The organism is Bacillus massilinigeriensis (assembly GCF_900117315.1).
GTDB classification, from domain to species: domain Bacteria; phylum Bacillota; class Bacilli; order Bacillales; family Cytobacillaceae; genus Bacillus_BE; species Bacillus_BE massilionigeriensis.
In genome coordinates, this window is the sequence record NZ_LT630337.1 from 3078306 (window position 1) to 3097789 (window position 19484).

Consider the following 19484-nt stretch of genomic DNA (forward strand, 5'->3'; position numbering starts at 1 on the left):
TTATTAGACATTTATCGACTAATAATTATTGTATAATAAACTTATCCTTTTTGAAAGAAGGTGAAGTTATGATTATGTGGAAATTTTTGAAAAACAATCGCGGACTTACACTCATTGAAGTATTAGTTTCCCTCACTATATTAGGAATAGTCGTGACTTCTTTCCTATCTTTCTTTAATAATGCCTATAGCTATACGAAAAGGAATGAAGATAAAACGGTTGGAATTAATGTGGCTAGGAATGTGCTTTATTATATAGAAGAGTTGGACTATGAGGAGGTAGAGAAATTTATTACTGAATCAAATAGTCCATCTGTAGATTTGGATGTTTCTGACTGCAATAATTCAATTTTTAAAGATAGCACCGCCTGTAATGGCATTTTCTCCACTACTATTAATAATCAAGTGTTTATTCCTACTGTCAAACTATCTAAAAGAGGCACGGAGCTAGACGATTATTTAACAGATGTGACTGTCAAGGTAGAATGGAATGATCAGTCTGTTAGTGTAAAGGGTTTGATAAAAAAATGATAAAATTTCTTCATAACAATAGAGGTCTTACATTAATTGAAGTTTTATTAACCCTGGTCATCACTGCGATTGTATCAACCGTTATTTATAGTACCTTTACTACCGGTATAAAACTCTATCAAAAAATAGGAATAGAAGGTCAATTGCGGGATGATGCAGATTATATTGCCACGATGATTTTAAATCAATTCTATGAAAATTCACCAAGCTTTGTTGAAAACTTTGAAAATGCTGGAGTAAAAGGGGTAAAGCTTGTAAGATACAAAGAAAAAACAGTTGAGCGATATGTTATTGAGGATAACATCAAACTTGATAAAATCATTTTAATATATTTAAAAGATAATAAATTTTATATAAAAAATTTAAGGGTAGATAATTTAAAAAATGCCGACAATGTAAACGATTTGTCTGAAGGGGATGAAATAGAAATTTCTAATGATTCATCCATTTTGACAACGATTGATGGAGAAAGTTCTTCTATTAATTTAGATATATACAGCTGTCGTTCTAACAAAAATGAAGCCAAATGTAATCATGGGACCATTAAGTTAATTATCGCCATTGGAGATGAAAACCAAAACAGAAGTAGTTTTTTAAAAACGAAGCCGATGTTATTAAAAAGTTCCTTTGGATACTAATGGAGGGATACTATGTTAAAGAATGAAAAGGGCTCGACCCTATTAGTTGTTATGCTTATGGTTTTTATTTTTTCTGTTTTGGGGCTTTCCATCATTTCTACTAGCATCGGTGGTGCAAAACGGACTGAAGTAAGAGAAAATGAGGTAGTTGATAATTTAGAAGCGATTAAGAAGGTTAATGAGGGAGTAGCTGTTATTCGTTCATATGTTGATAAGAATTTTGATCCTAAAGAGGATATTCGGGAATATAGTCAAAAATTAAATAGTTTTATTGAGTGTAAAAGTTCAGATAATGAAGCAATTTGTTCGAACCCTACAAAAGCCAATATTGAGAATGACGAAGATGAGAAAAGATATGAGATAACTAATATCTCTTTTATTGATAATCCTGACAAACCCGGCGAAAAATTGTACAACATCAGTGAATTCGAAGATTATTCTCGAGTCTTAGAGGTTTCATCAGAATATGCTCCTGGCAAATATTATACTCAACTTGTTTATATCACAGCTATGCCTAGTTTTCTCAAGTATTCAATAGGCTCGAGAGGTGGATTAACAATTAACGGTTCAGCCTATTTGCAAGGAAATATTTATGCTAATAAATCTTTAAGTATAAGTAAAGAAGCTAAGTACACATACGCCTCAAATAATTATATTGTAAAAACTGAATTGCCTTCCTTTTTTGATGAAGGTAATAATAACTTGATGGTTGAAACAGGAAAGGTTAAATATTGTGAAAATTCCTGTTATGATTCTGATAATAGCCCGATAGAAGATAATTGGAAGGATCAAAACGTAGATAATATTGTAGATTTATTTGAACCTTATGATCCAGATGTTTCAGATGAAAAACTTCAATTTGTCCAAGTGGATATTTTAAATACCTTTTTTGAAAAGTTAATATCTGCAGGTTTTGACATTTCCGTAATACCTACAGATTATTTAATAGAAAAATCGGATCCCCTAGCCGAAAATCAACGAATTTTAGACTTTACTACATTCATAAAAGGTCAAATTAAAAAGAATGCAGATTCTATTAATGGAAAGGGATTTGAAACAATAACTTCCTTCAATCAATTTAAAGATATCGGAAAAAGTGTATTATATCAGGGAGATGCTTATATTGATTTGGATAATCTAAATTTATCTAAAGGTAATTGGTTAATCATTGATGGGAATGCCTTTTTTGAAAGCTCTGGAACGAATCAAATGTCTATTTCAGCCAATATCTTGGTTACAGGGAATATCAGTTTTAAAGGGAAATTTTCCATTGATTCGACTATGTATGTATTAGGGAATGCATCTGTAAATGACGTTGATATTGAAAAAACCGATAGTGGATCAGAACTTATTCTAATGGCACAAAAAGAATTAAATATTGCCAGATTTAATAAGTTTTTTGATCCAACAGACCCTACAAAAATTAACGAAAACAGGGTGGATAAAATTAATGGTTACCTTTATACTGCTTCAGATGCGACCGTGTATGCAATCGGCTCTTATATTTATGTTGATGGCGGGGTGTTTGCAAAAGGGAATTTAGAAGTAAATTCCTTCAGAGGGAAGGTGAATAGTCTCCCTTGTAGCAATAATAACGATGATTCGAATTGTGTTAGAGCTGCAGATGTCAACTCATCCCGATTAATTATTAAAAATAATAAGAGACTCTTTTTAAATCAGGTTCAGGGGCTACCAAGGGTAGATAAGCTTGATGTGATGACTGATTTAATGAAAAAAGGTGCCAAAACGAAAGTTGAGTAGGAGCATATAGTTGTTAAAATGAAATGAAACCCCGGTATTGCTCCGGGGTTTTTTTAACTACTAAGGACATACCAAAACCCGAATGAATAGTCGCTAGTGTCTATACATTCGGGTTTTTAAGGATAGGGCTATATCTTAATATAAATCCCCATCGTTTTTATGTGGTTCTGTTGATTTTTTCTCTACTATGTCAACTTCCAATATAGCTTCAAGCTTTTTACCAGATTCACTTTCCCCAGTAACCGTAACATGTACTTTTCCTAGACGTTTTGCAGTTAATTCACCAGAAGAATCGATTGCAGCCAAATATTCATTATCTACGCTATAAGATTTAATTATAATTTGTTCCAATGTCATGGTTGGATTTTTTTGGATTAATCCATCAACATCAATTATTTCTCCTTTAGTCATTGTAATAGGATTAAAGTAAATACTATCTAAAGGAGCGTAAACTAATACAGTAATTTCTTTAAATACATTTCCATCCTTTGGATGTTTTGGTCGAACAATCAGTTTCGTCTCACCAGGATTTGTTCCTACTATCGATTTGTGATCCTCACTAAAGTAAATATAAGAATCCGACGTATCATCCCATTCATAATCTTTATAGGTAGCATCATTAGGACCAACAATCACGTTTATTTTATCTAGTGGGTATTCTTGTCCCACTCTTAGCTTAATATTATCGGGATTAGCATTTATACTTTCTGCAAGTTTAATAACATGAACCTGAATTTCCTTAGTAATTTCACCAAAAGCATGCTTAACTGTTAAAGTAATCGTTACATTACCAGGTTTTGTACCACTTGCAGTTACATTTCCTTGGTTATCTACACTTGCAATCGTTGGATCACTAGACTGCCAAACGGTTTCTTCCACTATATCTTGAGAACCAACATATTCAACATTTATTTTTTTCGATTCTCCTAGATTAATAGAAACCTGATCAGTTACATTTACTTGGATATCCTTAACTGATATAGACAAAGGATTAAATGTCATAGTATCTTTAATATCCTGATTATCAACCTTAACGGCACTATTATTTAAATTATAATCTCCAATTTTTTTAGGAGTTAATGTAATAGAGAAGCGATAACTACCATTTTCTGCTTTAGCGTCACCGTTTTCTTCTTTATATTTGATGCTTAATTTACCACTTACTTTATTATTTTGAATACTAACATTAGACAAACCTTCTATGTCTGATGCTTTTATTTCAAAGTCTTGAGGGAAGGTTTCTTCGAAATTTAATTCTGCAGTTTTTAAATTTTGATTATTGCTGCCTCTTCCTTCATAAAAGCCTAAAAACTTCGCATAAAATTTTGGCTTAACACTTGGATCAAAGCATTTCTTTTGACTATCATACTTATTTAAATCATTCAAGGTAACTCTTCCAAATCTCGCAAATTTCGTATAAACAGGTTTTTTCTTTTTACTTGATAAGTCTTTAACAACAGGTAAAATAAAATCATCACCTGTAAGCGCTAGAGCCGCTAATCCAGCATCCACTTTACCGGTCTTTTCTCCCTTAACCAAATAAAAGCGATCACTAGTCGAGTTTAAATCTGATATAGATATTGATTCCCAATAACCCCATAAAATATTTTCAAATAGGGTTGGTGAATCATTTCTTTTAGAGAAATTGATGATATCCACATTTTGATCATTTGTCTGAGGACCTTCATATAGCAAAACATTTTGATTCTGCTTTCCTTCTAAGTAACTCTCTGTTACTGCAAACGGTCTTAAATTCCATTGTGAGACTACTATATCTGATTCATAGCTATCCTTTGGGTTGACCCAATAATTTATAGTTAAAGGTGTCCCTTGTTCATACAATTCAGTATTAGGTTCAATATCGCGTGATAAGTCTACTAAATCGCTCAATTTTACATTATTCTTGTCACCAGACCAAAATCCGCATCCAGTTAAAACTAATAACAGTGAAACTACTATATAGATTATTTTCCGCATTGAACTTACCACCTCGATTTGACTATTTTCTAAATTACATATGGTTCCTTTATACTATTATATCAGGTATAGTATCTAACAAGAATAGTTTTATTTTGAAAAATTTGACCAAAAGGTGCCAGGCACCATCCAAAATTTGGATGGTGCCTGGCACCTATATAAATGGTTTTACTTCTGATAGAAAATAAAGAGATCCAGTGATTATTATCATTTCATTTTCCTTTAGGTCATTTCTCTCATCACTGATAGCTTCTTTCCAGCTTGAAGCTATACTTTTGTTCTCTGAACTGCTTAGGTCATATAATGATTGTGCGGTAGCTGCCCTTGGATAGTCGAATTCGACAAATGTTATTTTGTCAGCTATTTCATCTAGATGACTAATCATTTTGTCTAGTTTTTTATCATTTAGTCCAGCAAATATCACTCGTTTCCTTCTCTCTGGGTATCTCCTCTGCAATTCCAGAACGAGCGATTGGATTCCTTCTTCATTATGAGCCCCATCCATCATAATAAATGGTTGCTTCGAGATAATCTCAAATCTACCTGGCCAATAAGCTCGCTTCAAGCCATTTTTGATGTTTTCTTCATCTATTAAAAAGGAATAATAGTTTTTTAATAATATCGCAGTCATAACAGCTAACCCAGCATTCTCTGTTTGATGCTTCCCTATCATTTGGATCTCAAGCTTGTCCAACTGTTGAAAGGCTGTTTTTACACCGAAGGATTCACCATTCTCCATCGACTGATGATTTTCGACCGTAAATTGATTGCCTAATAGGTACAATTGTGCTTTTTTTGCTTGAGCTTCGTTGATGATTACTTTCAACGCTTCCTGCTGCTTAACTGCAGCCACTACTTTTACACCGTTTTTTATTATTCCTGCTTTCTCATAGGCAATCTTCTCGTATGTATCTCCAAGAATATTCGTGTGATCTAACCCTATACTCGTAATTACAGATATTAACGGATAAATGATATTCGTTGAATCCAATCTTCCCCCAAGACCGACTTCGTAAAGAACAATATCAACGGGATGGATGTGAGAGAAATAATACATGGACATGACAGTGATTATTTCAAACTCGGTTGGGCATCCCCACTCGGTTTCTTCCAGTTCATCACAAAGAGGTTTAATGATATTGGCGAGCTGAACAATTTCCTCATCGGAAATTGGTTTTCCATTAACACTGATTCTTTCATTAAACTGCTCAAAATATGGGGAGGTGAAGGATCCAACCGTGTATCCTGCTTCCTCCAAAATACAGCGAAGAAAGGTTAAAGTGGACCCTTTCCCGTTTGTCCCACCGATATGAACCGTTTTTAACCTTCTTTCTGGATGGTCCAGCTTTTCCATCATCATTTCCATTCTCTTTAATCCTGGTTTAATCCCAAGTCGTAAGCGACCATGAATCCAGTCTATTGTTTCTTGATATGAAGTAAACAAAGCTTGTCTCCCCTTTTATGATTTGCGAATGAAAACGAACCCTTTTTAGGGTCCGTCTTCATTCAAGATAACTAGAGTGAAAGTTCCTGAATCAAGACAAACCTCTTTCACCCTATATAAGCTTTAATCTTTTGGGTATTACTTAAGATGACCATGAATGATTTGGGACGAAGGTACCTGTCCCTATGTCCCTGCCTCACTGCTCTTTCATTTCCTTCAATCTTGCTTCGACAGCAGCACGTCTTTCTAAGTAATCCTTTTCCTTTGCTCTTTCCTCTTCGATTACTTTTGCAGGTGCCTTTTTGACAAATCCTTCATTGCTTAGTTTCTTTTGTACGCGTTCGACTTCCTTATTTAATCGGTCAAGCTCTTTTTCAAGACGAGCGATTTCTTCTTCGATGTTAATTAGACCTGCTAATGGAAGAATGATTTCTGCGCCAGTTACAACAGCTGTCATCGCTTTATCTGGTGCATCCACGTCAGTACCTAATGTTAATTCCTCTGGGTTACAGAAGCGTTCGATATATGCACGATTTTTTTCTAATACAGCTAAGATGGCGTCATCCTTTGCCTTTACAACCATATTAATTTTCTTACTTAACGGCGTATTTACCTCAGCACGAATATTACGTACGGAACGAATGATTTCAACAAGAAGCTTCATTTCCTCAGCAGCCTGTGCATCGGAGAGATTCTCATCGACCTCTGGCCATTTAGCAACCGTAATGGATTCCCCTTGGTGAGGAAGGTTTTGCCAAATTTCTTCTGAAATAAATGGCATGAATGGATGCAATAATCTCATTGTTTGATCTAAGACATAGGCTAAAATGGAACGTGTTGTTTTCTTCGCTGCCTCATCTTCACCATTCAATGGAAGCTTCGACATTTCAATATACCAATCACAGAAATCATCCCAAATGAAGTTATAAAGAATGCGGCCAACTTCCCCAAATTCATAGCGATCAGATAATCTTGTTACCGTTTCAATGGTTTCGTTTAAACGGGTTAGAATCCATTTATCGGCAACTGATTTATCTCCACTTAAATCAATTTCATCATAAGTTAATCCGTTCATATTCATAAGGGCAAAACGGGAAGCATTCCAGATTTTATTCGCAAAGTTCCAGGTTGCTTCAACCTTTTCAACGCTAAAACGGAGATCTTGCCCTGGTGAGCTTCCTGTAGATAAGAAGTAGCGCAAGGAATCTGCCCCGTACTTGTCAATGACTTCCATTGGATCAACGCCATTACCTAATGATTTACTCATTTTTCTTCCTTCAGAATCTCGAACTAAGCCGTGGATAAGAACATCCTTAAATGGTCGTTCCCCAGTGAACTCAATCGCTTGGAAAATCATGCGAGAAACCCAGAAGAAAATAATATCATAACCGGTAACAAGTGCATCGGTTGGGTAATAACGTTTAAAGTCAGCTGCCTCTTTATCCGGCCAGCCCATCGTTGAGAAAGGCCAAAGGGCTGAACTAAACCAAGTATCTAGTACATCCTTATCCTGCTCCCAATTTTCAATATCCGCGGGTGCCTCATGGCCGACATATACTTCTCCAGTTTCCTTATGATACCAAGCAGGAATACGATGTCCCCACCAAAGCTGACGGGAAATACACCAGTCACGAATATTTTCCATCCAGTGTAAATAGGTTTTTTCGAAGCGCTCCGGAACAAAGTTTACTTTGCCCTCCTTTTGCTGAAGAGCGATGGCTTCATCAGCTAATGGCTGCATTTTTACAAACCATTGAGTGGATAAATATGGCTCAACAACAGCTCCACTACGTTCAGAGTGGCCAACGGAATGGAGGTGATCCTCAATCTTGAAAAGAACGCCTTGTTCTTGAAGGTCTTTGACAATTTGCTTACGGCATTCAAAACGGTCCATTCCTTGGTACTTGCCTGCCTTGTCATTCATCGTTCCGTCTTCATTCATTACCAGGATTCGTTCTAAGTTATGACGGTTTCCTACTTCAAAATCATTCGGGTCATGAGCAGGAGTAATTTTCACCGCACCTGAACCGAATTCCATATCGACATAATCATCACCAACAATTGGGATTTCGCGACCAACAATTGGTAAAATAACAGTTTTCCCAATTAAATGCTTGTAGCGCTCATCCTCAGGATGAACAGCCACCGCAGTATCTCCAAGCATTGTTTCCGGACGAGTCGTTGCGATTTCAATTGAACCAGTACCATCAGCTAGCGGGTACCTCATATGATAAAATGCACCCTGAACATCCTTATAAATAACCTCGATATCAGATAGGGCTGTTTTCGTTGAAGGATCCCAGTTAATAATGTATTCCCCGCGGTAAATGAGACCTTTATTATAAAGTGTAACAAACACTTCTCTTACAGCCTTTGAAAGACCTTCATCAAGTGTAAAACGCTCGCGGTTATAATCTAAACCAAGACCTAGCTTTGCCCATTGTTGACGGATAAAGGAAGCATACTCTTCCTTCCACTTCCATGTTTCCTCAACAAATTTTTCCCTGCCTAAGTCATAGCGGCTCTTGCCTTCGCTGCGGAGCTTTTGTTCAACTTTCGCTTGAGTAGCAATCCCGGCATGGTCCATCCCTGGTAGCCATAGTACATCATAACCCTGCATACGCTTCATTCGCGTTAAAATATCCTGTAATGTCGTATCCCATGCATGACCTAAATGTAGCTTTCCAGTTACATTTGGTGGTGGAATAACGATTGTATAAGGTTGTTTTTTCTCATCACCCGTTGCTTCGAAGAATTTCCCCTTTAACCACCAATCATATCTTCCTTGTTCTATTGATTGTGGATCGTATTTTGTCGGCATTGATAATTCATTTGACTCCATTTCATTTCTTCCTTTCCAATAAAAAATATCTTCAGTCAAAAACAAAAACTCCACTCATCCATAAAAGGACGAATGGAGTGCTGTTCGCGGTACCACCTTTTTTTCCAATCAAGTTATCTTAATTGGCACTTAATCAAATAACGGATTTCCCGTCCTTCATTACTCAAACAAAATGTTTTTTCACAAAAGAAGCTCAAGGGTGACTTCCAATGGGTCTGCTTAGAAAATCTCACAGCTAATAATTTTCCTCTCTTAAAGCAGCTTTTCCGTTGTACTCTTCCCTTTCGAAGCATTTCACTATGTAATTTATAATCATTATACTACAAAATAATGTGAACTGTCGTCAATAAGGATAACCTAATTTTTTATTATTCATACCCCGTTTTAGAATGAGGCAGTAAATTTATGACTTATGAAGAAATATTCTATTCAACCTTAAAAATGGAACATACCTATCAATTTTTTCATAGATTAGGATAAGGGGGAAATTATTTTAGGGGGGACATTTTTTGAAAAAGTATAATCATTACCGTTATCCACCATGGCTAAGGACATGCAGAAATGTTTGTGCCCAATTCATTATTCCATTTTGTGTCTTTCAGGGCATTCGGACAATTTTTATTCCAACAACCTTTGATGTATTATTACTATCTATCTTAATTTTGCTGGCATTAGGTATTTATTTGGACATAATATAGAGCCCAACCACATTTACGATGTTTGGGCTCCATCATTATTTGCTTTCTGCTGCTTTTTTTGATTCTCAATTTCCGTTATTTTCATAACGACGTATTCTGTATTTTTAAGTAACCAATATTTTTTCTGCAATTGCTGAACAAGCCTTCTTTCATTCATACTTCTTGGTGAGTTATGATACTTTTCTGCAATTCTAAGTACAGGGCTTGGATGGGCAAAGTAAGCTAATAACAACAGCATTTCATCCTCTTTAAGTGGAAAGAATTTCATATAAGTATAGAACCAATCTACACATTCATTGCTTTGCTTTGGAAATCCACTTAAGTTGCGTGACAAATAAGGCAAGAGGTCATGAATAGGGGAGGTGAGCTTTGCATTTTCGAAATTGATGAAATATCCATAACCTCTGTCATCATATAAAAAATGCTCAGTTGAAATTTTCCCATGGACCAACACTCTTCTTGCTTTTTCTTGATCCTTTGTTTTCTCAAACCACTCTTTGAATTTGTTGATCGAATACTTAATAGCCTGATTGATGTCATGAAAGTATAAGCAAAAGAGTAATTCAAAGGGGGACATGTATATTTTTGCTTCACATCTCTCAATAAACCCCTCAAGAAATTCGCTGTCACTCTCCCATTGATTTATGGTGGTTTCATAGTGTAGGTTCCGTTCTTCTTTGCTAATATTAATTTCACCCACTGACAACGTATGAAGCCTTGCTAGTTCCCTGAAGAGCTGCAGATGTTTTTCCTTTCGTTCTTCCTTTTCCTCATTCGGAAGCCAAGGCATTAAATAATATAATTCATTCTGAAATAAAACAGCATATCGACCATCATTTGTTGGATAAATGGGAACCACCCTGTTATAGCCTTTTTGATATAAAAATTGAATGTGGCGGATAAAATCTGTCCCCATATTTGGTGAAAGCTTCTTTAAAGCAAAGGTTCCTTTATCTGAGTATACCCTTTGAATCCTTCCAAAATCTTCAACAAAGTATGGCTTAATACCATATGGCTTTAATATGGAAATGGTCTTCTCGAGTTGTATATGCTCTCCCATCCTAATACACTCGCTTTCATATGCATGGATGCATTTAATCATAAGGATAGTGGAATGAAATGATTGATGCTAGGGAATGTCATCTTTCTCTAAACAAAAGAATTGAGTAGACAATCATATCTACTCAACCTTCTACCCTATTAGTTTCGGGTTACTGTAACGGGAATATATAATACCTGCCCTACATAGACATCTTGATTAAATTCTAATTGGTTCACTCGCATGAGTTGTTGAATGGATACTTCGTAGCGTTCGGCAAGCTGATTGAGCGTTTCTCCTTGCTGAACGATGCAAACTTTTAATCTGGTTAAATCAGGTGTATCCTCTTTTCGTGCAAAAAACTCAGACAAGGTTAAGCTTTTCTTTTTCTTTGAAAATAATTTCTTTTTTAGTATGTTTTCAGAAGAAGAAGAGGATTCACTTTCTTGAGATTCATCAGTTTCCATCTCAGTACCTTCTTCAGGAACTTTCACTTCTACTTCTTTGTCATTTCGTGCAGCAGAAATAACCAAATCTGGAGTATTCGCAGTCTGTGCTTGATTAACCTGAACTATCGGGATCTCTTTTTCCACATTATCTTCCTGAAGGGATCCCGTTGGTTGATTTTCGTTAGTATCTGGTTTTTTCCTTGCAACTGCCTCAAATGGAACGTTAAGCTCATCCTGTTTTTCCTCTATTGCCCCTTGAATGTGGATTTCTTCTAATTCTTCTTCCTCTTTTGTATCATCGATCACTGGTCGACTCAATGGGCTTAGATCATACCCTTGAACAGGTTGAGGAACATCTACTGGCTCTGAACTTACTTGCTCTTCTTCATATAATCCTGTAATGCTTATTTCAGCAGTCAATTTCATCAGACTTCGCTCAGGAAATACATAATCAAAGGATGCCACTTCTACATCAATGTCGTAAACGCTTTGAACACGACTATTTGGAATGGAAATATCAACTGGGAATCGATGAGAAAACTCATATATCCCTTCTTCTCTTTCCTCCACATGCTGCACAAATTTTGGTGCAGGGAATTGCTCTTCTTCCTCTTGTTGTTCATTATGACATCTATATTCTCCAGTTAATTGTAAAGCTCCTTGTATCGAAACATATAGGTCATTATCTTGTATTGTAATATCAGGGTCAATGGATATGGATATCAGTTCAGATACTTCCTGTCCTTTTTGAAACCAAACCGATTCTTCTATTGAAAATCGTAATACAGACTGATTCCCTTGAGACAAAGCGACTCCTCCTTTCATAACATTCCGTTTAATCACTATGTCATTATCACTCTATGAATGGAGGTCCGTTTTTATGATAAAAAAATAAGGCTAAGGCACCTGACACTTACTGGGATGTCCGGTACCTTAACCTCTAATCACGTTTTATTTTAACTTTGAAAAGGCATTTTCTGCTGCCTTTATTGTTTTTTCAATATCTTCATCGGAATGCTCAGTTGATAAGAATAGACCTTCAAATTGAGAAGGTGGTAAGAATACTCCTTGTTCAGCCATTTCACGATAATATGCTGTAAAATAGTCTAAATTAGAGGATTTGGCTGTTTCATAATTAATGACCTTTTCATTTGTAAAGAAGAACCCAATCATTGAACCTGCACGATTAAACGTATGTGGAATGTCATACTTTTCAGCAGCCGCATGAATACCTGCTTCAAGCAAGTCTGCTTTACGAATAAATTCCTTATAAGTGTCAGGTGTAAGCTGGCGTAATGTTTCATATCCTGCCGTCATCGCAAGTGGATTTCCCGAAAGAGTACCAGCTTGATATACTGGACCACTTGGCGCAATTTGCTCCATGATTTGCGCGCGACCACCATATGCACCGACTGGAAGCCCTCCACCGATTACCTTTCCTAGGCAGGTTAAATCTGGCTTGATATTAAAATATCCTTGAGCGCAATGATAATCCACACGAAATCCAGTCATAACCTCATCAAAAATTAGCAATGCTCCATATTGAGTCGTAATTTCCCGAAGTCCTTCTAAAAATCCTGGAACTGGTGGAACTACTCCCATATTTCCAGCAACCGGTTCGACAATAATACAAGCAATGTCTTCACCAAACTGTTCAAAAGCGAATTTCACGCCTTCTAAATCATTATATGCAACGGTAATCGTATTTTTTGCAATGCTTTCAGGAACACCTGGGCTATCAGGTAAACCTAATGTAGCAACACCTGATCCTGCTTTGATTAATAAGGAATCCCCGTGTCCATGATAGCTGCCTTCAAATTTTAAGATTTTGTTTCTTCCAGTAAATCCACGAGCTAAGCGTAGGGCACTCATTGTTGCCTCTGTTCCGGAATTTACCATACGGATAATTTCTATTGAAGGTACACGCTCTTGAACTAGCTTTGCTAATTCATTTTCAATTAAGGTTGGAGCCCCAAAGCTTGTACCAAGCTCGGTTATCTTTTTCAATGATTCGACGACCTGATCGTTTGTGTGCCCTAAAATTAGCGGTCCCCAGGATAGAACATAGTCGATATATTCGTTCCCATCGATATCGTAAATTTTTGAGCCCTTTCCACGCTCCATAAAAATTGGATTCATGCCAACAGATTTAAAGGCACGTACAGGGCTGTTGACTCCACCCGGCATCAGTGTTTTGGCCTCTTTAAATGCTTCAATGGATTTTGTATAGTTGCGCAAATTAAACCCTCATTTCGTTTTTGCAAATTTACTTACATCTAATCAAAAGAAAGTTCATGTAACTTGATTTATTATTGTTCTTTTAACCAGCGTGCAGCATCTTTAGCATGGTAGGTGATAATTAAATCAGCACCAGCACGTTTCATACCTGTTAGCATTTCCATAACGGTTTTTTCTTCATCAATCCAGCCATTACCTGCTGCAGCTTTAACCATGGAGTATTCACCGCTAACATTGTAAATAACCACAGGAAGATTAAAATTATTTCTCACATCACGTACAATATCTAAATATGGCATCCCTGGTTTGACGATAAGAAAATCTGCTCCTTCATTTGTATCAGATTCAGCCTCGCGCAATGCTTCCAAACGATTAGCAGGATCCATTTGATAGGACTTTCGATCGCCAAATTGTGGTGCAGACTGTGCAGCATCACGGAATGGCCCATAAAAAGCAGAAGCATATTTAACAGCATAAGACATAATAGGCACATTAGTAAAACCAGCTTCATCAAGACCTTCTCTAATTGCAGCAACAAAGCCGTCCATCATATTCGATGGAGCAATGATATCTGCCCCAGCGCTTGCTTGGCTGACGGCTGTTTTGACTAGAAGCTCAAGGGATGGGTCGTTTAATACATCCCCATTTTCAATGACTCCACAGTGTCCGTGGCTAGTATATTCACAAAGGCAAGTATCAGCAATGACAATTAGTTCTGGATAATGGTCCTTAATCAACCGTGTTGCCTCTTGAACGATTCCATGATCATGATAAGCACCCGTTCCACATTCATCCTTCTCATTTGGAACTCCGAATAACAAGACAGATTTAATTCCTAATGATACAACCTCATCAAGCTCTTCCTTTAGGTTGTCCAATGAAAGATGATAGACCTCTGGCATGGAAGGGATTTCATTTTTTATATTCTCACCTTCCACCACAAACAATGGATAAATGAAATCATCTAAAGTTAAATGAGTTTCGCGAACAAGCGCCCTCATATTACTAGTTGATCTTAAGCGACGATGACGATTAAATTGAAGATTCATAACTTGTCGGCCTCCATATATTTCGATGTATTTTCTATATATAAAATTAAACTTTTTACCATTTCATAAACAGTATATTTTTCCGGCATAACCTGTACTTTCAGACCAAAGGATTCTGCCTTTTTTCTTGCAACGGGTCCGATGCAAACAATTAGGGCACCCTCTAAGCTATGATGTAGCTCATATTTATTAACAATTGACATAAAGTTTTCAATTGTAGAGGGACTTGTAAAGGCAAGAATATCGATTATTCCGCTTTCCAATAGATTTCTTAGCTTTAACTTACTCTCTTCTGGAAAGAAGGTTTCATAGACAATGATTTCATCTACCTCTACCCCTATTGACCTTAATCGGGTAGAGATGTAATCCCGAGCTAAATTCCCTTTAGGTATCAATACCTTTGACCCTTTAGGAACGATTGGTATAAACTCTCGAATAAACCCTTCAGCAACATATTCCTTCGGAAGAAAATCTACTGGATATCCCTTTTCCAGAATCGCCTCTTCCGTTTTACTACCAATGACGGCAATCTTGGGTAAAGGGAGGGCTTTATCTATATAAGAGAAAAAGATATCAACGGTTACTTTACTAGTGAAAATCATCCAGTCGTAGGTTGAGAGGCTTTGAACAACATTTTTCAACTGCTCCTCTCCCACCGGTCGAAATTCGATTAATGGGATTTCTAAGGGAACACCGCCATATTCTCTCACTAATTTTGAAAATGAACCGGACTGCTTCTGTCCCCTAGGAATAAAAACCCTTCTCCCCTCCAAGGGTAATGAGGTAGACATTATTGATCAAGCTCCTCTTTTACTTGATCGATTAACTGCTTCGCACCTTTTTCAATTAATAGGTTCGCAGCAATTCCCCCAACCTCTTCGGGATTGGAACCCTTTACCCGTTCCTTAAAGATGGTCTTACCATCAGGTGAGGCCACAAGTGCATTAAGAATAATATCATTTTCTAGATCAATGGATGCATAGCCGGCAATCGGTACCTGACATCCACCTTCCATTTTATCAAGAAAGGCTCTTTCAGCGCGAACAGCTTGACTTGTCTTTTGACATGTGAATTTTTCCAGTAATTCTAAGAGCTCTTTATCACTTTCACGGCATTCAATAGATAATGCACCTTGACCAACAGCTGGGATACATAAATCATCATCAAGAAATTCAGTAACAGTCTCCTTTGCCCAACCCATTCTTGATAGGCCAGCTGCAGCTAAAATAATCGCATCATACTCGCCTTGTTCTAATTTAGATAGTCTTGTATCAATATTTCCACGGATCCACTTTATTTCTAAATCGGGACGCTTTGCCAATATTTGTGCGCTACGTCGAAGACTGCTAGTCCCTATGACAGAGCCAGGCTTTAAGTCAGCTAATTTAATATGATTCTTGGAAATAAGGGCATCGCGATGATCTTCCCTTACTGGAATACATCCAATCATCAAACCTTCAGGGAGAACGGCTGGCATATCCTTCATACTATGTACTGCCATGTCAATCTCTTCATTTAGCATAGCCTGTTCAATTTCCTTAACAAAGAGACCTTTCCCACCAACCTTTGAAAGAGTCACATCAAGTATTTTATCACCCTTTGTCACAATTTCCTTTACCTCAAATTCAAACGATGAATCGATTTTCTTTAATTGTTCAATTACCCAATTGGTTTGTGTTAAGGCTAATTTACTTCTTCTAGAACCAACAATGATTTTTCTCATGATAGCCTCCTAGTATAAAATTAGGATATTTCAATTATTTATAATAATTTTGCTTATGACTCTTTTTAAGAATACCAAAAATGAAAGGCGGAAAGTTTTCCAAAAAGAAAAAAGTTGATCAACACAATCAAAAATGATGCAACATTCCATAATGCAAGTGATTTTCCATTAAGACCTTTACCAACACGCATATACAAATAGCTACTAAAGCTACATAAAACGATAAAAGAACCAATGACTTTGGCGTCATACCAATGCATATCAGGGACTTTAATATAGGCCCACTGTAATCCAAGAATAATGGCCAATATCATCATCGGCACGCCAATAGCATTTAATACATAAGACATCTGCTCTAATCTTGTTAAATCCGCTATTCTTAATAGTCTTTTCCCCCACTTTTTCCTTTTCAATAGATCATATTGAATTAAATAAAGTAAAGAAAACATAAATGATAATGAAAAGGCCCCATAGGCTAGAATGGCAATGGTTATATGTATGAATAAGAGCTCAGAAACTAACTTCACCGCCATGACATTCGACTCTAATTGGACAGGTGCAAAGGTATGGATAGCCATAATAGAAAATCCCAGTACATTTGTAAAAAAGACGATGAAATCGACCCGTAATAGACGATTAATCCCAAGCGATAAGGTAACGAGCACCCAAGCATAAAAATAGAGACCCTCAGAGATGGTTAATACAGGGAATCTTCCTGTTTTAACCATATATAAAAATAAAAAAATTGTTTGCAAAACCCAAACAAACGCAAGTAACCAGAAGGCAATTTTATTTGCTTTCCGGTTACTATTAAGAAAATCAATAAAATATAAAAGGACACTTAAAGCATACAAAACGACTGTCAGTTCATGTAGCTTGACCATAGTAATGTCATTCATAGTCAAGACCTCGTTTATGATTGAAAGGAAACGGAAGGCTGTGCGGATTGAACCATAACCCGTTCAGTTTCAGCATCACGCTTTTCTTGTTCCTTTATCACAAGCTCTTCTATATTAAAAATCTGTACGAATAAATCCAATGCTTGACGAGCATCTTTTCTTGTTGACAACTCTTTTGCTTGTAAAATAGGATCCTTAAGCATTTGGTTAATAATACTTTTCGTATGCTTGTTTAACACTTTAATATCTCGTTCAGATAGATTTGGTAGCTTTCGTTCAATGCTTTTCATCGTTTCTGACTGAATCAAGGTCGCTTTTTCCCTAAGAGCAGAAATGACAGGAACGACTCCTAGCATATTTAACCACTGCTTAAAATCCACGATTTCGCCTTCAATCATCAGGTAAATCTCTTCAGCTGCTTTTTTTCTTTCCTGTAAATTCGCTTCAACGATTCCCTCTAAATCATCGATATCATAGAGAAATACATTTTCTAACTCAGCAATCTGAGGGTCTAAGTCACGAGGAACCGCAATATCCACCATAAATAATGGTTTGCCCTTTCGGAGTTTTGCGACTGTCTCCATCAATTCCTTCGTAATAACAAAATCCTTCGCTCCAGTTGAACTTATAAGAATATCCGCTACAGTAAGGGAAGCTTTTAGATCTTGTAATGGTTTGGCATCCCCTTCAAAACGACTTGCTAAGTCCTTTGCCTTTTCAAAAGTTCGGTTGATGACAGTAACCTTGCTAACTCCATTTCCATGGAGGTTTTGAATAGCAAGTTCCCCCATTTTTCCTGCTCCTAAGATAAGCACATGCTTCTGATTTAGTTCACCAAAAATCTTTTTCGCTAATTCCACTGCTGCATAGCTAACAGACACCGCATTTGCACCGATTTCCGTTTCGGAATGAGCGCGCTTAGCTAATGTTACAGCTTGTTTAAACAGTTGATTGAAGACTGTTCCGGTTGTTTTCTCCTCTTGCCCCTTCAAAAAGCTTGATCGCACTTGTCCCAAAATTTGTGTTTCTCCAAGAACAAGAGAATCTAAGCCACAGGCAACCTTAAAGAGATGTTCAACCGCTCCATCCTGTTCATAAATAAATAGAAAAGGAGAAAACTCACTAATCTCAATTTGAAACCATTGGGACAAAAATTCCTTAACATAATATCGACCAGTATGAAGCTGATCCACGACTGCATAGATTTCCGTCCGGTTACAAGTAGACACAATCACGTTTTCTAATATACTTTTTTTCGAATTTAGTACTTTCATCGCATCCCCTATTTGCGATGGGTTAAAGGTCAATCGTTCACGTATTTCTACTGGGGCAGTTTTGTGATTAAGACCAACGACCAAAATGTGCATGGTAAATTGACACCCCCAAAAAAGTAAAGCTTCTAACTGTTCGTATTTTAAAATAATGATAAAAGTTTATAAATTATAATTATTTCCACAATTCACTATTATTAATTATAGCACGCACAAATTTGTATAATTTTAAAAAAATGTGAACAGATAATGAAATCCTATGATATGATTATGAATTGAAATAAATAATTCTGATGAAAATGTGTACAAAATTCGACATTCTTCCCTATGTACAATATCAAAAAAACAAGGAACATTCAAGTAAACCTTATCGGAAGGTGAGAAATGATGAAAAACCAACGAATTTTCCCAGGAATTATCCTGATTGGCTTTGGGGTCTATTTCTTTCTACAGCAATCAAATATTATGTTATTTAAGGAATTTTATACATGGCCAACCTTATTATTAATCGTAGGCGTTGCCTTCCTATTTCAAGGCTACGGTGCCAAGGATTATGAGGCGATCTTTCCTGGTGTCATTTTAACCGGGTTTGGTATTCATTTTCATGTGGTCAACCGGTTAGAAATTTGGCCTGATCACATCGGTGCGTTCATTCTCATTATAGCTCTAGGCTTTTTATTACGTTATCAAAAGGTTGGAGCAGGACTATTTCAAGGGTTGCTTTTCCTAACTCTTGCCATCTGTTTGCTATTTTATGACAAGATTGTTCAGTGGTTTGGTTTAGTTGAAAGTAGTGTTTCCATAGCATGGAAGTTTTGGCCAATTGCGCTCGTTTGTGTTGGTTGCTATCTTCTTTTTATTCGGAAAAAATAAATTGCCTGGCATCATCCATATAAAAAACCTGCAAAGAGTTCATTTGCAGGTTT

Annotated in this window: 16 protein-coding genes and 1 other annotated feature; of the genes, 5 read left to right on the top strand and 11 right to left on the bottom strand. The window is 36.6% G+C overall.

Annotated elements, in window-relative coordinates; all coding sequences use genetic code 11:
• The first annotated feature begins 68 nt into the window (after nucleotides 1-68).
• The 3 genes from BQ6100_RS15385 to BQ6100_RS15395 are packed head-to-tail and all read left to right on the top strand — an operon-like array spanning nucleotide 69 to nucleotide 2929.
• Nucleotides 69-530 (top strand): type IV pilus modification PilV family protein, encoded by a 462-nt coding sequence (locus BQ6100_RS15385; RefSeq protein WP_075982465.1) that lies wholly within the window; start codon nucleotides 69-71, stop codon nucleotides 528-530.
• A complete protein-coding gene (locus BQ6100_RS15390; protein ID WP_075982466.1) occupies nucleotides 527-1168 on the top strand; it encodes a pilus assembly FimT family protein in 642 nt (213 codons plus the stop codon). The genes BQ6100_RS15385 and BQ6100_RS15390 overlap by 4 nt, the downstream gene beginning before the upstream one ends.
• 12 nt (nucleotides 1169-1180) lie before the next feature.
• Nucleotides 1181-2929 (top strand): hypothetical protein, encoded by a 1749-nt coding sequence (locus BQ6100_RS15395; protein WP_075982467.1) that lies wholly within the window; start codon nucleotides 1181-1183, stop codon nucleotides 2927-2929.
• A 135-nt stretch (nucleotides 2930-3064) separates the two neighbouring features.
• On the opposite strand, the gene BQ6100_RS15400 is transcribed toward BQ6100_RS15395, so the two are convergent.
• The 3 genes from BQ6100_RS15400 to BQ6100_RS15410 all read right to left on the bottom strand — a co-directional run bounded on the left by BQ6100_RS15400 (nucleotide 3065) and on the right by BQ6100_RS15410 (nucleotide 9192).
• The gene (locus tag BQ6100_RS15400) at nucleotides 3065-4906 is read right to left on the bottom strand and encodes an Ig-like domain-containing protein (protein WP_075982468.1); all 1842 of its coding nucleotides are present in this window, start codon (nucleotides 4904-4906) and stop codon (nucleotides 3065-3067) included.
• A gap of 154 nt (nucleotides 4907-5060) precedes the next feature.
• Nucleotides 5061-6350: a bifunctional folylpolyglutamate synthase/dihydrofolate synthase gene (locus BQ6100_RS15405; RefSeq protein ID WP_075982469.1), complete on the bottom strand. Its 1290-nt coding sequence runs from the start codon at nucleotides 6348-6350 to the stop codon at nucleotides 5061-5063.
• A 196-nt stretch (nucleotides 6351-6546) separates the two neighbouring features.
• On the bottom strand, nucleotides 6547-9192 hold the full coding sequence (locus BQ6100_RS15410) for a valine--tRNA ligase (RefSeq protein ID WP_075983596.1): 2646 nt from the start codon (nucleotides 9190-9192) through the stop codon (nucleotides 6547-6549).
• Nucleotides 9193-9253: 61 nt separating this feature from the next.
• Nucleotides 9254-9489: a binding site (T-box leader), on the bottom strand.
• A 212-nt stretch (nucleotides 9490-9701) separates the two neighbouring features.
• Here BQ6100_RS15410 and BQ6100_RS15415 point away from each other — a divergent pair.
• On the top strand, nucleotides 9702-9890 hold the full coding sequence (locus tag BQ6100_RS15415) for a hypothetical protein (protein ID WP_075982470.1): 189 nt from the start codon (nucleotides 9702-9704) through the stop codon (nucleotides 9888-9890).
• Nucleotides 9891-9903: 13 nt separating this feature from the next.
• On the opposite strand, the gene ysxE is transcribed toward BQ6100_RS15415, so the two are convergent.
• The 8 genes from ysxE to hemA all read right to left on the bottom strand — a co-directional run bounded on the left by ysxE (nucleotide 9904) and on the right by hemA (nucleotide 18654).
• Nucleotides 9904-10950: a spore coat protein YsxE gene (gene ysxE, locus BQ6100_RS15420; RefSeq protein WP_075982471.1), complete on the bottom strand. Its 1047-nt coding sequence runs from the start codon at nucleotides 10948-10950 to the stop codon at nucleotides 9904-9906.
• Nucleotides 10951-11090: 140 nt separating this feature from the next.
• On the bottom strand, nucleotides 11091-12185 hold the full coding sequence (gene spoVID, locus BQ6100_RS15425; RefSeq protein WP_075982472.1) for a stage VI sporulation protein D: 1095 nt from the start codon (nucleotides 12183-12185) through the stop codon (nucleotides 11091-11093).
• A gap of 144 nt (nucleotides 12186-12329) precedes the next feature.
• Nucleotides 12330-13616, bottom strand: a complete 1287-nt coding sequence (gene hemL, locus BQ6100_RS15430; RefSeq protein WP_075982473.1) for a glutamate-1-semialdehyde 2,1-aminomutase — start codon at nucleotides 13614-13616, stop codon at nucleotides 12330-12332.
• A gap of 71 nt (nucleotides 13617-13687) precedes the next feature.
• Entirely contained in the window at nucleotides 13688-14665 is a 978-nt protein-coding gene (hemB, locus tag BQ6100_RS15435; protein WP_075982474.1) for a porphobilinogen synthase, read from the bottom strand.
• Nucleotides 14662-15456: a uroporphyrinogen-III synthase gene (locus tag BQ6100_RS15440; RefSeq protein WP_075982475.1), complete on the bottom strand. Its 795-nt coding sequence runs from the start codon at nucleotides 15454-15456 to the stop codon at nucleotides 14662-14664. Before BQ6100_RS15440 ends, hemB begins: the two co-directional genes overlap by 4 nt.
• Nucleotides 15456-16388, bottom strand: a complete 933-nt coding sequence (gene hemC / locus BQ6100_RS15445) for a hydroxymethylbilane synthase (protein ID WP_075982476.1) — start codon at nucleotides 16386-16388, stop codon at nucleotides 15456-15458. The genes BQ6100_RS15440 and hemC overlap by 1 nt, the downstream gene beginning before the upstream one ends.
• A gap of 65 nt (nucleotides 16389-16453) precedes the next feature.
• Entirely contained in the window at nucleotides 16454-17287 is an 834-nt protein-coding gene (locus BQ6100_RS15450) for a cytochrome c biogenesis protein (RefSeq protein ID WP_075982477.1), read from the bottom strand.
• A 14-nt stretch (nucleotides 17288-17301) separates the two neighbouring features.
• A complete protein-coding gene (gene hemA, locus BQ6100_RS15455) occupies nucleotides 17302-18654 on the bottom strand; it encodes a glutamyl-tRNA reductase (protein ID WP_075982478.1) in 1353 nt (450 codons plus the stop codon).
• 291 nt (nucleotides 18655-18945) lie between these two features.
• On the opposite strand from hemA, the gene BQ6100_RS15460 reads away from it, so the two are divergent.
• A complete protein-coding gene (locus tag BQ6100_RS15460; RefSeq protein WP_075982479.1) occupies nucleotides 18946-19431 on the top strand; it encodes a LiaI-LiaF-like domain-containing protein in 486 nt (161 codons plus the stop codon).
• Nucleotides 19432-19484 lie beyond the last annotated feature (53 nt).

What these genes read in the sequence shown, in the direction of transcription:
- BQ6100_RS15385 (WP_075982465.1), top strand. Translation starts at nt 69, where the DNA reads ATGATTATGTGGAAATTTTTGAAAAACAATCGCGGACTTACACTCATT.
- BQ6100_RS15390 (WP_075982466.1), top strand. Translation starts at nt 527, where the DNA reads ATGATAAAATTTCTTCATAACAATAGAGGTCTTACATTAATTGAAGTT.
- BQ6100_RS15395 (WP_075982467.1), top strand. Translation starts at nt 1,181, where the DNA reads ATGTTAAAGAATGAAAAGGGCTCGACCCTATTAGTTGTTATGCTTATG.
- BQ6100_RS15400 (WP_075982468.1), bottom strand. Translation starts at nt 4,906, where the DNA reads ATGCGGAAAATAATCTATATAGTAGTTTCACTGTTATTAGTTTTAACT.
- BQ6100_RS15410 (WP_075983596.1), bottom strand. Translation starts at nt 9,192, where the DNA reads ATGGAGTCAAATGAATTATCAATGCCGACAAAATACGATCCACAATCA.
- ysxE (WP_075982471.1), bottom strand. Translation starts at nt 10,950, where the DNA reads ATGGGAGAGCATATACAACTCGAGAAGACCATTTCCATATTAAAGCCA.
- hemB (WP_075982474.1), bottom strand. Translation starts at nt 14,665, where the DNA reads ATGAATCTTCAATTTAATCGTCATCGTCGCTTAAGATCAACTAGTAAT.
- BQ6100_RS15440 (WP_075982475.1), bottom strand. Translation starts at nt 15,456, where the DNA reads ATGTCTACCTCATTACCCTTGGAGGGGAGAAGGGTTTTTATTCCTAGG.
- hemC (WP_075982476.1), bottom strand. Translation starts at nt 16,388, where the DNA reads ATGAGAAAAATCATTGTTGGTTCTAGAAGAAGTAAATTAGCCTTAACA.
- BQ6100_RS15450 (WP_075982477.1), bottom strand. Translation starts at nt 17,287, where the DNA reads ATGAATGACATTACTATGGTCAAGCTACATGAACTGACAGTCGTTTTG.
- hemA (WP_075982478.1), bottom strand. Translation starts at nt 18,654, where the DNA reads ATGCACATTTTGGTCGTTGGTCTTAATCACAAAACTGCCCCAGTAGAA.
- BQ6100_RS15460 (WP_075982479.1), top strand. Translation starts at nt 18,946, where the DNA reads ATGAAAAACCAACGAATTTTCCCAGGAATTATCCTGATTGGCTTTGGG.